This is a genomic window from Streptomyces sp. CA-142005 (assembly GCF_050942335.1).
Taxonomy (GTDB): domain Bacteria; phylum Actinomycetota; class Actinomycetes; order Streptomycetales; family Streptomycetaceae; genus Streptomyces.
In genome coordinates this window covers 6,436,316-6,449,055 of sequence record NZ_CP192078.1, presented here as the reverse complement: position 1 = coordinate 6,449,055, position 12,740 = coordinate 6,436,316, and the positions used below count along the sequence as shown (strand labels likewise).

Sequence of the window (12,740 nt, the reverse complement as noted above, 5' to 3'; positions counted from 1 at the left end):
TGCCATGGACATCCGGATCCGCCCCGCAGCCCCCGCCGAGTACGACACCCTCGGCGAGATCACCGCCCAGGCGTACCTCCAGGACGGGCTCCTGGACTTCGGCGAGAGCGACGCGTACCTCGGCGAACTCAAGGACGTGGCCAAGCGAGCGGCCGCGGCCGACGTACTCGTGGCCACCCGGGACGACACCCTCCTCGGCGGCGTCACCTTCGTGCCCTCCCCCGGTCCCATGGCCGACATCGCGCGGCCCGGAGAGGCCGAGATCCGCATGCTGGCCGTCGCCAGAGCCGGCCGCGGCCAGGGCGCCGGCGAGGCCCTCGTCCGGGCCTGCATCGACCGCGCACGGGCCACCGCGGGCTGCCGGGCCGTCGTCCTGTCGACCCAGCGCACCATGCACGCCGCCCACCGCATCTACGAACGGCTGGGTTTCGTTCGCACACCCGAGCGGGACTGGAATCCGCTGCCCGAGCTGGACGACATCACTCTGCTCACCTATGAGTTGACGCTCTGACACCGCCACGACACAACATCTGGGGGTGACACGACAGCCCGGCACTAGATGTATGCTCATGCTCGCTGTCGCCGCAGGGGAATCCGGTGCGAATCCGGAACTGTCCCGCAACGGTGTACTTGTGCGCGTCTGCGCCCAGGAGTCAGTCCGAGGACCTGCCGACAGCGCACCCGGCCGTCCGGTTCGGGTGACCTTCAGACGTCCGGGCCTCGTGGGATGGGCCGGTGGACGCGACGCCGTGTGCGCTCGTGGCTGCCCCCTGCCCTCCGCAAGGCCCCCGTGCCGAGCGAGGGAGAGCCCCACGTGACCATCGCGCCAGCAGATCCGGCTTCAGCCAGCGGCCTGGAGACCGACGGTCCCGGTACCGCGTTGCTGCGGACCCTGACCGAGCTGACCGCCGACCTCCCCGACGCCGACCCCGGCCGGGTCGCCGCCGCCGCGCTGCGCGGCCGGTCGGCGCGCGCGGACGAGTCGGAGTTGCGCGAGCTGGCCACCGAGGCCGCCGCCGGGCTCATCTCCGAGGACCCCGCCTACTCCCGGCTGGCCGCCCGGCTGCTGACCCTCTCCATCCGCGCCGAGGCCGCCTCGCAGGGCGTGACCTGCTTCACCGAGTCCGTGGCCGTGGGGCACCGCGAGGGACTCATCGCCGACCGCACCGCGGAGTTCGTGCGGCTGCACGCCGAGCGGCTCGACGCGCTGATCGACCGCGGGGCCGACGACCGCTTCGGCTACTTCGGCCTGCGCACCCTGCACAGCCGTTACCTGCTCCGGCACCCGATCACCCGCAGGGTCATCGAGACGCCCCAGCACTTCATGCTGCGGGTCGCGAGCGGCCTGGCCGAGGACGACACCACCCGGTCGGTGGACGAAGTGGCAGCGCTCTACCGGCTCATGAGCCGGCTCGACTACCTCCCCTCCTCCCCCACGCTCTTCAACTCCGGTACGCGGCACCCGCAGATGTCGTCCTGCTACCTCCTCGACTCCCCGCTGGACGAGCTGGACTCCATCTACGACCGCTACCACCAGGTGGCCCGGCTCTCCAAGCACGCCGGCGGCATCGGTCTGTCGTACTCCCGGATCCGCAGCCGCGGTTCGCTGATCCGCGGCACCAACGGGCACTCCAACGGCATCGTGCCGTTCCTGAAGACCCTGGACGCCTCGGTGGCCGCCGTGAACCAGGGCGGCCGGCGCAAGGGCGCCGCGGCCGTCTACCTGGAGACCTGGCACTCCGACATCGAGGAGTTCCTGGAGCTGCGGGACAACACCGGTGAGGACGCCCGCCGTACGCACAACCTGAACCTCGCGCACTGGGTCCCGGACGAGTTCATGCGCCGGGTCAACGCCGACGGGCAGTGGTCGCTGTTCTCCCCGTCGGACGTGCCGGAGCTGGTGGACCTGTGGGGCGAGGAGTTCGACGCCGCCTACCGCAAGGCCGAGGCGGCGGGCCTGGCGAAGAAGACCATGCCGGCCCGCGAGCTGTACGGCCGGATGATGCGCACCCTCGCGCAGACCGGCAACGGCTGGATGACCTTCAAGGACGCGGCCAACCGCACCGCCAACCAGACGGCCCTGCCGGGGCACGTCGTCCACTCCTCCAACCTCTGCACGGAGATCCTGGAGGTCACGGACGACGGGGAGACCGCGGTCTGCAACCTGGGGTCCGTCAACCTGGGTGCGTTCGTCGACATGGCGACCGAGGACCTCGACTGGCAGCGACTGGACGACACCGTCCGCACCGCCGTCACCTTCCTCGACCGCGTGGTCGACATCAACTTCTACCCGACCGAGCAGGCGGGGCGGTCGAACGCCAAGTGGCGTCCCGTCGGCCTCGGCGCGATGGGTCTGCAGGACGTCTTCTTCAAGCTGCGCCTGCCCTTCGACTCAGCGGAGGCCAAGGCCCTGTCCACGCGGATCGCCGAGCGGATCATGCTCACCGCGTACGAGGCCTCCGCCGACCTGGCCGAGCGCAACGGCCCGCTGCCGGCCTGGGAGAAGACCCGTACGGCCCGGGGCGTGCTGCACCCCGACCACTACGGCGTCGAGCTGGCCTGGCCGGAGCGCTGGGCGGCCCTGCGCGGCCGTATCGCCGAGGTCGGCCTGCGCAACTCCCTGCTGCTGGCCATCGCGCCCACCGCCACCATCGCCTCCATCGCGGGCGTGTACGAGTGCATCGAGCCGCAGGTGTCGAACCTGTTCAAGCGCGAGACGCTGTCCGGCGAGTTCCTCCAGGTCAACTCCTATCTGGTGCAGGACCTGAAGGAGCTGGGCGTCTGGGACGCCCGCACCCGTGAGGCGCTGCGCGACTCGGGCGGCTCGGTGCAGGACTTCGCGTGGATCCCGGCCGAGGTGCGGGCGCTGTACCGAACGGTCTGGGAGATCCCGCAGCGCGGGCTGATCGACATGGCGGCGGCCCGCACCCCGTTCCTGGACCAGGCCCAGTCCCTGAACCTGTTCATGGAGACGCCGACCATCGGCAAGCTCTCCTCGATGTACGCGTACGCCTGGAAGTCGGGCCTGAAGACGACGTACTACCTGCGCTCCCGCCCGGCGACCCGCATCGCCCGCGCCGCCCAGGGCCAGGCGCAGACCAAGACCCCCATCCCCGTCCAGCAGGCCGCCGACCCCGACGCCGTCGCCTGCTCCCTGGAAAACCCCGAGTCCTGCGAGGCCTGCCAGTAATGTCCAACCGTCCCCAGAACCTTCTCGACCCGGGCTTCGAGCTGACCCTGCGCCCCATGCGCTACCCCGACTTCTACGAGCGCTACCGGGACGCGATCAAGAACACCTGGACCGTGGAGGAGGTCGACCTCCACTCGGACGTCGCCGACCTCGCGAAGCTGACGCCCGAGGAGCAGCACCTCATCGGCCGTCTGGTCGCCTTCTTCGCGACCGGTGACTCGATCGTCGCCAACAACCTGGTGCTGACGCTGTACAAGCACATCAACTCCCCCGAGGCCCGGCTCTACTTGAGCCGTCAGCTCTTCGAGGAGGCCGTGCACGTCCAGTTCTACCTGACGCTCCTGGACACCTACCTCCCCGACCCGGACGACCGCGCGGCCGCCTTCGCCGCGGTGGAGAACATCCCCTCCATCCGGGAGAAGGCCGGGTTCTGCTTCAAGTGGATCAACGAGGTCGAGAAGCTCGAGCGGCTGGAGACCAGGGCCGACCGCCGTCGGTTCCTGCTCAACCTGATCTGCTTCGCCGCGTGCATCGAGGGCCTGTTCTTCTACGGCGCCTTCGCGTACGTCTACTGGTTCCGCAGCCGGGGCCTGCTGCACGGCCTCGCCACCGGCACCAACTGGGTGTTCCGCGACGAGACCATGCACATGAGCTTCGCGTTCGACGTGGTCGACACCGTCCGCAAGGAGGAGCCGGACCTGTTCGACGACGAGCTCGGGCAGCAGGTCACCGACATGCTCAGGGAGGCCGTCGAGGCCGAGCTGCAGTTCGCGCGGGACCTGTGCGGCGACGGCCTGCCGGGCATGAACACCGAGTCGATGCGGCAGTACCTGGAGTGCGTCGCCGACCAGCGCCTCGTCCGCCTCGGCTTCGCCCCCGTGTACGGCTCGCAGAACCCGTTCTCCTTCATGGAGCTGCAGGGCGTTCAGGAGCTGACGAACTTCTTCGAGCGCCGCCCGTCGGCGTACCAGGTGGCGGTGGAGGGCACCGTCGACCTGGACGAGGACTTCTGATCCCTCCTTTCACCCCGATCACCCCGGGCCTCCTGGGCCCTCCTGATCTGGCGGTCGATGATCTTGTCGTGCGCGATGCCGATCACCGCCGGGAGGACCAGGAGGCCCAGGATCCCGATCACGGCGATCATTCCGAGCAGTCCTTCTGTCTGTGTCACGTTCATGGACACCACTGTCACGCCGAATGCTCCTTACCGGGAGTGGCAGGACTGCCGTACACCCTCGATTTACTGCCACCGGCGAGGCACACTGGCAGCATGCTGCAGAACGTGGCCGCCGTGCTGCTGGACGGCGTGAACCCCTTCGAGATGGCCGTCGTCTGCGAGGTCTTCGGCATCGACCGCAGTGACGAGGGTCTGCCGGTGTACGACTTCGCGGTCGCCTCGGCCGAGGGCCCGGTGCTGCGCTCGAACGCGGGGTTCACGCTGCAGGTCGAGCACGGCCTGGAGCGCCTGGAGGAGGCCGATCTGATCGCCGTACCGGCCGGGGCCCGCTACGACGCGCGCGCGTTCCCGCCGGAGCTGCTCGACGCCCTGCGCCGCGGGGTGGACCGCGGTGCCCGGGTGCTCAGCGTCTGCTCGGGCGTCTTCGTGCTCGCCGCCGCCGGGCTGCTGGACGGCCGGCGCTGTGCCGTGCACTGGCACCACGCGGCGGAGCTGGCCCGCCAGTATCCGCGGCTGACCGTGGAGCCGGACGTGCTCTACGTCGACGAGGACCCCGTGATCACCTCGGCCGGCACCGCCGCCGGGATCGACGCCTGTCTGCACCTGGTGCGCAAGGAGCAGGGACCCGAGGTCGCCAACAAGATCGCCCGCCGGATGGTCGTACCGCCGCACCGGGACGGCGGGCAGGCGCAGTACATCGAGCGGCCGCTGCCGAAGGGGCCGTGCGACACCGTCGGCGAGGTGCTGGTGTGGATGGAGGAGCACCTCGAGCAGGAGGTGACCGTCGAGCAGCTCGCCGCCCGTGCCCACATGGCGCCGCGCACCTTCGCGCGCCGCTTCCAGCAGGAGACCGGGACCACTCCCTACCGGTGGATCCTGCGGCAACGGGTGCTGCGCGCACAGGAGTTGCTGGAGGGGACCGACGAGACCATGGACGCGATCGCCTGGCGGACCGGGTTCGGTACGGCGGCGGCGCTGCGGCACCAGTTCGTCCGGGCGCTCGGCACCACCCCGAACGCCTACCGGCGCGCGTTCCGGGGCCCTGAGGCCGCCTGAGCGCGCGCCGGTACCAGGTGTCCTACCCTGACCCTCCTACCAAGGCAGCGGCCTCAGCAGCAGGTTGTGCGGGCGGAGCGTGATGCCCACGCGGGTGGTGTCGTTCGACCCCGCGACCTGCTCGAAGCGGTACTTCGCCGAGATCGCCGCGGTGATCAGGCTCAGCTGGGTCATGGAGAAGTGGTCGCTGGGGCACTTGCGGTTGCCGACGCTGAAGGGGCTCATGGCGTACTTCGGCACGTCCTTGGCCCGCTCCGGCAGCCAGCGGTCGGGGTCGAAGTCGAGGTGGCGGTCGTAGGAGCGGGCGTCGCGCTGGATCGCGTAGGGGCTGTAGACGATGTCCGCCCCGGCCGGAATGCGATATGCGCCGAGCGCGGTGTCGGTCACCGCTCGCCGCGTCAATATCCATACGGCGGGCCGGAGCCGCATGGCCTCGACGACGACATTGTTGGTGTGCCGCAGTGAGCGGACGTGTTCGAATCCGACCGGTCGACCACCGGTCACGGATTCGACCTCGGTCCGTACCTTCTCGGCGTGTTCCGGGTGTTCCGCGAGGACCTGGAGCAGCCACATGATCGTGGACGCCACTGTTTCGCTGCCGGGGGTGAGTATCGCGACGACCTGGTCGTGGATCTCCTGTTCCCCGATGGGTTCCCCATTGTCGTCCTTCGCCTCCAGCAATGCCGTCAGCAAATCGTCCGGCTTTTGACCAGATGCCCTCCGCTCGGCGACGATCTCGTCGACCAGCAGATGCAAATCGGCCAGCGCCCGGTTGAATTCGCGGTTGGCCGGGAACGGCAGCCGGTACAGCGGCCCGAGCGGGATGACCATCCGCCGGTACATGCCGCGGAAGACGGTGGCGAGGTCGACGCTGAGCCGCTCGGCGCGCTCGTCCATGTACTCGCCGCGCAGCAGGCAGCGGGCGGCGATGCGGACGGCCACCCGGAAGGACTCGGAGGTGCAGTCGACGGTCTCGCCGGGCCGCCAGCGCTCGGTCAGCGCGTGCGCCTCCTCCTCCATGATCGGCCCGTAGCCGGGGATCGCGTCGAGCCGGAACGCGGGCTGGATGGTGCGCCGCTGACGCCGGTGCCGGGGGCCGTTGGCGGTGGCCACGCCCTCCTTGCCGAGCAGCCCCTCGAGGGACTCCCACAGGGGCCCGTCGATCTTGAAGTCGGGGTTGAGCGCGAGTGCGCCGGTGAGTTCCGGGGTGGTGACGGCGTACACGGTCTTGGGGCCGAGCCTGAGGCGTACGACGTCGCCGTGGTCGCGGAGCCGGGACATGAACGCGAGCGGGTCGCGGACCAGTTTCAGGCCGTGCCCGAGGCCCGGCACGGCGCCCCCGGCCAGGGGCGGTTCACGCAGTTCGGTGGTGCCGGTGGTGGCCTCGGGGGTTTCGGGCCGCACAGACTCGACGGTCATTTCTCACCTGCCGTTTCGTTCGTGACGTACGGGGGCGTGGACCGGTCGTCCCAGGTGTCGACCATGTACCGGCCGGACTCGTGGTGGAACCAGTAGACGGAGCTGAACCAGTTCCGCATATTGCCGACGCAGGCGCGCACCGCGGCGCTCAGTTCCTTTCCGCGGACCGTGTCGTCGGCGAGGCCGTCGGCGAAACGCAGGGCGTCCTGCTCGACTTGGAGGAATTCACTGATGCATTCCTCGACGCGCCGCCTGACTTCGTCCACCGATTCCTCGAGAGTCAACCCCTCATGGGTGATGAGACTGATGCCGAGATTGTGGACCTCGTCGCCTGCTATTTCCTTCGGGAGGGAGCACAGATCGTTGTACCAGGCGGCGAATTCCTGACTGAGCAGCGCGGCCCGGCGATAGGCCGGGTTTTTCCTTACGGAATCCGGGAGTTCACACCCGGCGCTCGGCTCCAGCAGGTCCGTCCATATCCGGTGCGCGAAGGTGTGCCGGCGCAGGGCGAGGTATTCCTCGACGCCGGGTATGTATGCCTCGGTGCGGTTGCGGTACTCGCGGTCGTAGGCCTCGATCACCGCGTGGAAGTGCCGGGCGAACCGCTGGTTCCAGGTGCGCGACAGGAAGCCGTACAGTCGCAGCACGCTGTCCGCGAACCCCGCGACCAGCGGATCCGGGTGGTGCAGATGGTGCCGGGGCGCGTCGAGGGCCGTGTGGAGACGGTGCCTGAGGCGCCGCCAGTCGTCGGCCCGGCCGTGGACGACGTATCGGTCGTGGCGGTCGTCCCAGACGAAGAACCATGCGCTGTAGTCGGCGATGGCCTGCAGGACCTCGTCGGGGGCACCGAGGTAGTAGCCCGCCATGAGGTCGGTGTAGCACAGTCCATCGGCATATTCCCGCACCTTGTCCGCCGGCATGAGCCGTTTTTCCAGCAGCCAGAGCCGTGTCTTCTCCTGGAGTCGCGGCCAATACGGGTGCAGTTGCCGAGGAAAGGCGGACTCGATCACCGGGAGTGCCAGTGAGGGTGGTACTACGACCGCCATCGGCGTCGCTGTGGTGCCGCGTGGGAAAGCATGCACGTACAAACCCCTCTCCGCCGCCAGGAGCGCACACCCCTCCTGTCGTACCGGGCGTGCGCCGTTGCGTATCCCCGCACTTACATTCAGCACCACAACTGACCGTCATGGGAACGGATTTGCTCCATTCACCACCCCACGGTGCCGAGAATCCCCCCTTGTGTGACCGATTAAGGATCACTAGGCGGGCAGAAGGGATCGGTTGTACGACGCACGGACGAGCGAGTCCGGGCATGGGAAGGGCGCCCGACCGGGAGTGATCCCGGCCGGACGCCCCAAGTCCCCGGCCTCGGCTAGTCGTTGGCGACCACCGGATAACGTGGCTCGTTCTCGGCCATCTGCCGCAGCGCGTCCTTGCGGTCCCGCTTGGACAGCCGGTCGATGTACAGGTAGCCGTAGAGGTGGTCGGTCTCGTGCTGCAAACACCGTGCGAAGTAGCCGGTGCCGCGGACCTTGACCGGGTTGCCGCGCTCGTCCTGGCCGGTCACCTCGGCGTAGTCGGGCCGGGCGAGCGGTGCGTACGCCGTCGGCACGGACAGACAGCCCTCGTTGCTGTCGTCCAGGCGGCGCTGCTCGGCGGGCAGCTCGACGAGCTTGGGGTTGCAGACCACGCCGACGTGCCGGACGCCCTCGTCGTCCGGGCAGTCGTAGACGAAGACCTTCAGGTCGACACCGATCTGGTTGGCGGCCAGGCCCACGCCCTCGGCGGTGCGCTGGCTGGCGAACATGTCGGCGACGAGCTGCTGCAGCTCCTCGCCGAACTCGGTGACGTCCTTGCACTCCTTGTGCAGCACCGGGTTGCCGACGACCGTGATCGGCCGCGAGGTCCCGCGCTCCCGCCAGGCCTTCTCGCGCTCCTCGCAGTCCTCCGTGTCGACGACGTATCCCTCGTCGTCGACGGGGAGCACGCCCGCGTGCTGCTGATCGGTGTCCTGCTGCGCCATGACCGACGTACGCCTTCCTGCAACCTGGGAAAAAGTCTCGGGTACAGCCTAAAGGCGGCAGGTCGTCGGCGGCTCAGCAAACCTCTTCCAGGTCCCGCCAGTCCCGCGAGTCCGGGCTGTCGGCGACCCACCCGTCCAGCAGCCCGCGCACCAGCGAAGCCGGCGCGGCCACCCCGCACTCCCGCTCCGGCACCCACAGCTGCCCGTCCGTGCGATGCCCCAGCGGCCCGGGATGACCGGGCTCACTGTGGTCGTGCGGGTCCAGATGTTCGCCCTCGCCCTCGTCCGACGGCATCCGCGACTCCGAGCACATCCGGCACAGCAGCCGCACCGAGGAGGACCAGTCCTCCGCCGCGAAGCCGGCGTCCGCGGCGAGCTGCTCCAGCGCGTCCCGATCCGCCTCCGTGGCCGCCTCCAGCAGCACGACCCAGGTCGGCACGGGTGACGGCGCCCACAGCTCGATCTCGTCGAAGACCGGGTACGCGTGCCCGGTGGACGTGGTGCGCTCGCCGTGCGGAACCCCGTCGTGCAGCACGACCTCGCCCCAGCGTCGCCCGGACGAGGGAAGCGGGATGGACAGCACCTCGATCCGCGCCGGGTCCAGCCTGCGGCCCCACACGACCTCGGCCTCGCCCTCCGGGGAGAGCCGTACCGCCGCGCTGCCCAGCTCCATGCCGACCGGTTCCCCGGCCACGGTGGCCCCTCCCCCAGCCTTCGGCCGGGCGCTGCCCCCAGGCACCTTCAGCCCGTACGCCTGCCAGGCTCGGCGGGCCAGCGGCCAGTCCTGCAGGGCGGTGGCGGCGATGCCGACGTTCCACCAGTCGGGCGCCCCGGCCTCCCGGTCCAGCAGCGCGACCGCCCGCAGACCGGCCGCGCGGGCCTGCTCCCAGTCGTGCCGGAACTTGTGCAGCAGGGCGAGGTTGAACCAGGACTCCGACAGCCAGGGCTCCAGATCGGCGGCCCGTGTCAGCAGCTCGCCCGCGTCCTCGTACCGGCCGTCGCCGATCAGCGTGAACGCGCGGTCGGTGGCCTGCCGCCAGGAGGCGGAGGGCCGGTGCCGTCCCTTGCCGAAGATCCTCACGATTCCCGCCTGCCAGTTCCAGTTCCGCTCAGTGGGCTGGCTTGTGCCCCCGGACACCCTCTCCCTCGCATCCAACCACGTACGGTGGGAAAGGCGCTCATTACCCATGGGTTACCCAGCCGCGGGGAGGGTCAGACAGTGCCGTGCGTCTCCCGTCGCCCGCCACCGGCGCGCTCTCCCGCCAGGCCCGGGGCTCGGCGAGGACCCTGGCGAGGGACTCCACCACCTGTGGAGCGTAGTCACCGGCGGTGCCGAGGCGCAGTTCCTCCAGCGCCCGCAGAGGCCCCTCGGGGCCGGCGTCCCGGGTCTTCTCCTCGTAGGCGTTCACGGCCCGGATGATCCGGGCGGCGACGGGCTGTTCGCGGTAGGGGTCCGCCTGCCGCTCCACCACCACGGCGACGGCCGCGGACACACCGGTCTGGCGTACGACGGCCCCGCCGAGCAGCGCGATCCGCCGCTGCTGCGCGGCGGGCAGATCGGCGGTGGCGCCGGCCGGGACCGGGTCGACCAGGCTGAGCTGGCCGATGTCGTGCATGAGGGCCGCGTACTCCAGGACGGTCAGTTCGCCCCCCGTCAGGCCGAGATCCCGGCCGACGGCGAGGCTGAGCGCGGCCACGCGGCGGGCGTGCCCGGTGGGGGTGCAGCCGGCTATCTCGGTGGCCCGGGCGAGCGAGGCGATGGTCTGCCGGTAGGTGGCGCGGACGGCCGCGTACCGGCGCAGGGACAACTGGGTGAGCAGCAGGGGCAGGCAGAACACGGGCAGTGCCCACAGCCCGGCGACCGCGACCCCGAGCGCCATCACCGCGCCGGTCGCACAGACGGCGGAGCCGATGCCGAGCAGCCCGCGCAGCTCCTCGCGCAGCAGCGGGCCGAACGGCCAGCGGGTGCGGGAGTGGGCGAGAGCGGCGGCCAGAACGGCGTCGCACAGGGCGGTGAGGCAGAGCAGGGCGACGAGGAGCAGGGCGTAGGCGGGGCCGCTCCAGGAGACGAACACGCCCTCGTTGTAGAGGGGTTGGAAGCAGACGGCGGCGAAGCCGACGGTGAGCACCCGGCGGGCCAGATGGTCGAGGGTGGGGGTGCGTCCGTGCCAGATGTGCGGGACGGCGCCGAGCAGTGCGGCCGCGAGGACCACGGTGACGACCTGCGCCGCGTCGGCCTGCGTGGGCCGTCCGGCCACCGCGCCGAGCAGGGCGTACGACAGCGAGCCGGCGGTGGCGAGGGGGGCGGCCTGCCGTACCTCGGCGTCGCTCCACCGGGTCAGCTCGCCGACGGCTATGAGCACTCCGAAGGCGAGGGCGACGCCGCGTTCGTCGAGTCCGGTCCACAGGGTGGCGGCGAGGGAGCCGGCCCCGGCGAGGGCGGCGGCGCCGTGCACGATCCGCAGGGCGGTCACCGGGGTGCCCCGATGACCGGTGACCGGCCCTCGCTCTCCTGCGGCGTCCCGGTGTCCTCGGAGGTGACGGTGGGGTGCCAGCCGTAGCGGCCCAGCGCGCGGACGAGCGCGTCCACCATGCGCGGGTCGAACTGCGCGCCCGCGCAGCGCTCCAGCTCGGCGACGGCCGCCGCGACGGGCCGGGCCCGGCGGTAGGAGCGGGTGGAGGTCATCGCGTCGAAGGCGTCGGCGACGGCGACGACCCGGGCGCACTCGGGGATCTGGCCGCCGACGAGGCCGTACGGGTAGCCGCTGCCGTCGAGGCGTTCGTGGTGGTGCAGGATCGCGGCGCGGGCCTCGCCGAGGAAGGAGATCCCGCGGACCATCTCGTGGCCGTACTCGGGGTGGAGTTCGATGATCCGGCGTTCCTCGGGGGTCAGCGGTCCGTCCTTGCGCAGCAGCCGGGTGGGGACGCCGAGCTTGCCGACGTCGTGCAGGATGCCGGCGAAGCGCAGGATCTCGACGCGGTCGTCGTCCATGCCGAGTTCGCGGGCGATCATCACCGAGGCCTGTCCGACGCGTTCGCTGTGGCCGCGGGTGTAGCCGTCCTTGATGTCGACGGCCTGCACGAGGGCGCGGATGGTGGCCTGGTGGGCGGCGCGTTCGCGGTGGTACTGGGCGAAGACCCACCAGGACACGCACATCGGCAGCAGCACGAGCAGCGCGGCGACCGGACCGTACGGGCTGCGCCACAGCACGGCCGTCATCAGCCCGGCCAGTCCGTGCACCGCGACCGGCGCGAGGGAGCGCGGCAGCAGCCCGCGCCAGGCCCTGCGCAGCGGGATGCCGAGGGCGGCGGCGCGGATGCCGCCGTCGAGGGCGGTGAGGATCAGGCAGAAGGCGAGGACGGCCGCGCCGGCGGGCAGCAGCGCGTACGGGAAGTCGGAGGCGACGACCGCGTCCCGGCCGCCGAGCGCCCCGTGCACCCGGGCGGCGCCCCACACGGCGAGCGCGGGCTGCGCGGCCCGCCAGACCCGCCGCAGCGGCGCGGGCCGGTCCCCGGCCTGCCCGACCGGGGACAGCAGGGCCGCGGGCAGCGGCACCAGCGCGGCGGCCGGCGGCGGCAGCAGGAACGCCCCGGCGAGCAGCACGGGGTAGAAGGTGCCGCCGAAGCGGCGCCGTACGACGTGCTCACAGGCGGCGTAGAGCGCGCAGAGCAGGCCGAGCGCCGGCCAGGGGGTGCGTATCGTCGGCAGCGGCAGGAGGCAGAGCAGCGCCAGCAGGGCGACACAGACCACATAGCCGCGTGCCCTCGCGGGTACCGCCTCCATCGTGCCCCTCCCCCGACCATGCCTGTCCGGGCTCGGAGCCTAGGACGGGGATCGGGGGGTGCGGGGTATGCGACCTGAGGATTAGCACGTT

At 70.9% G+C, this 12,740-nt stretch carries 10 protein-coding genes and 1 riboswitch; of the genes, 4 read left to right on the top strand and 6 right to left on the bottom strand.

From position 1 onward, the window contains the following. Nucleotides 1–4 precede the first annotated feature (4 nt). The 4 genes from ACQPXS_RS30220 (at nucleotide 5) to ACQPXS_RS30205 (ending at nucleotide 5,423) form a co-directional block, all read left to right on the top strand. Nucleotides 5–511, top strand: a complete 507-nt coding sequence (locus ACQPXS_RS30220; protein WP_433452403.1) for a GNAT family N-acetyltransferase — start codon at nucleotides 5–7, stop codon at nucleotides 509–511. Nucleotides 512–563: 52 nt separating this feature from the next. After that, nucleotides 564–688, top strand: a riboswitch (cobalamin riboswitch). 126 nt (nucleotides 689–814) lie between these two features. Beyond that, nucleotides 815–3,190: a ribonucleoside-diphosphate reductase subunit alpha gene (locus ACQPXS_RS30215; RefSeq protein WP_433452402.1), complete on the top strand. Its 2,376-nt coding sequence runs from the start codon at nucleotides 815–817 to the stop codon at nucleotides 3,188–3,190. Further along, the gene (locus tag ACQPXS_RS30210; RefSeq protein WP_433452400.1) at nucleotides 3,190–4,203 is read left to right on the top strand and encodes a ribonucleotide-diphosphate reductase subunit beta; all 1,014 of its coding nucleotides are present in this window, start codon (nucleotides 3,190–3,192) and stop codon (nucleotides 4,201–4,203) included. Before ACQPXS_RS30215 ends, ACQPXS_RS30210 begins: the two co-directional genes overlap by 1 nt. Before the next feature lie 257 nt (nucleotides 4,204–4,460). Then, nucleotides 4,461–5,423 (top strand): GlxA family transcriptional regulator, encoded by a 963-nt coding sequence (locus tag ACQPXS_RS30205; protein ID WP_433452399.1) that lies wholly within the window; start codon nucleotides 4,461–4,463, stop codon nucleotides 5,421–5,423. A gap of 36 nt (nucleotides 5,424–5,459) precedes the next feature. Here ACQPXS_RS30205 and ACQPXS_RS30200 read toward each other — a convergent pair whose 3' ends face one another. The 6 genes from ACQPXS_RS30200 to ACQPXS_RS30175 all read right to left on the bottom strand — a co-directional run bounded on the left by ACQPXS_RS30200 (nucleotide 5,460) and on the right by ACQPXS_RS30175 (nucleotide 12,649). Beyond that, on the bottom strand, nucleotides 5,460–6,842 hold the full coding sequence (locus tag ACQPXS_RS30200; RefSeq protein WP_433452398.1) for a cytochrome P450: 1,383 nt from the start codon (nucleotides 6,840–6,842) through the stop codon (nucleotides 5,460–5,462). Next, nucleotides 6,839–7,924 carry an epi-isozizaene synthase gene (gene cyc1, locus ACQPXS_RS30195; RefSeq protein WP_433452397.1) on the bottom strand — a complete coding sequence of 362 codons (1,086 nt, stop codon included), beginning with the start codon at nucleotides 7,922–7,924 and terminating at the stop codon, nucleotides 6,839–6,841. The genes ACQPXS_RS30200 and cyc1 overlap by 4 nt, the downstream gene beginning before the upstream one ends. Before the next feature lie 290 nt (nucleotides 7,925–8,214). Next, on the bottom strand, nucleotides 8,215–8,865 hold the full coding sequence (gene def / locus ACQPXS_RS30190; RefSeq protein WP_351799520.1) for a peptide deformylase: 651 nt from the start codon (nucleotides 8,863–8,865) through the stop codon (nucleotides 8,215–8,217). 73 nt (nucleotides 8,866–8,938) lie between these two features. Continuing rightward, nucleotides 8,939–9,946 carry a tetratricopeptide repeat protein gene (locus tag ACQPXS_RS30185; protein WP_433452395.1) on the bottom strand — a complete coding sequence of 336 codons (1,008 nt, stop codon included), beginning with the start codon at nucleotides 9,944–9,946 and terminating at the stop codon, nucleotides 8,939–8,941. Nucleotides 9,947–10,046: 100 nt separating this feature from the next. Then, nucleotides 10,047–11,339 carry an HD-GYP domain-containing protein gene (locus ACQPXS_RS30180; RefSeq protein ID WP_433452393.1) on the bottom strand — a complete coding sequence of 431 codons (1,293 nt, stop codon included), beginning with the start codon at nucleotides 11,337–11,339 and terminating at the stop codon, nucleotides 10,047–10,049. Then, complete coding sequence (locus tag ACQPXS_RS30175) at nucleotides 11,336–12,649, bottom strand: HD-GYP domain-containing protein (RefSeq protein ID WP_433452391.1); 1,314 nt, start codon at nucleotides 12,647–12,649, stop codon at nucleotides 11,336–11,338. The genes ACQPXS_RS30180 and ACQPXS_RS30175 overlap by 4 nt, the downstream gene beginning before the upstream one ends. Nucleotides 12,650–12,740 lie beyond the last annotated feature (91 nt).

Excerpts from the sequence above, each read along its gene's own strand:
- ACQPXS_RS30220 (WP_433452403.1), top strand. The coding sequence starts at position 5 with ATGGACATCCGGATCCGCCCCGCAGCCCCCGCCGAGTACGACACCCTC.
- ACQPXS_RS30210 (WP_433452400.1), top strand. The coding sequence starts at position 3,190 with ATGTCCAACCGTCCCCAGAACCTTCTCGACCCGGGCTTCGAGCTGACC.
- ACQPXS_RS30205 (WP_433452399.1), top strand. The coding sequence starts at position 4,461 with ATGCTGCAGAACGTGGCCGCCGTGCTGCTGGACGGCGTGAACCCCTTC.
- ACQPXS_RS30200 (WP_433452398.1), bottom strand. The coding sequence starts at position 6,842 with ATGACCGTCGAGTCTGTGCGGCCCGAAACCCCCGAGGCCACCACCGGC.
- def (WP_351799520.1), bottom strand. The coding sequence starts at position 8,865 with ATGGCGCAGCAGGACACCGATCAGCAGCACGCGGGCGTGCTCCCCGTC.
- ACQPXS_RS30175 (WP_433452391.1), bottom strand. The coding sequence starts at position 12,649 with ATGGAGGCGGTACCCGCGAGGGCACGCGGCTATGTGGTCTGTGTCGCC.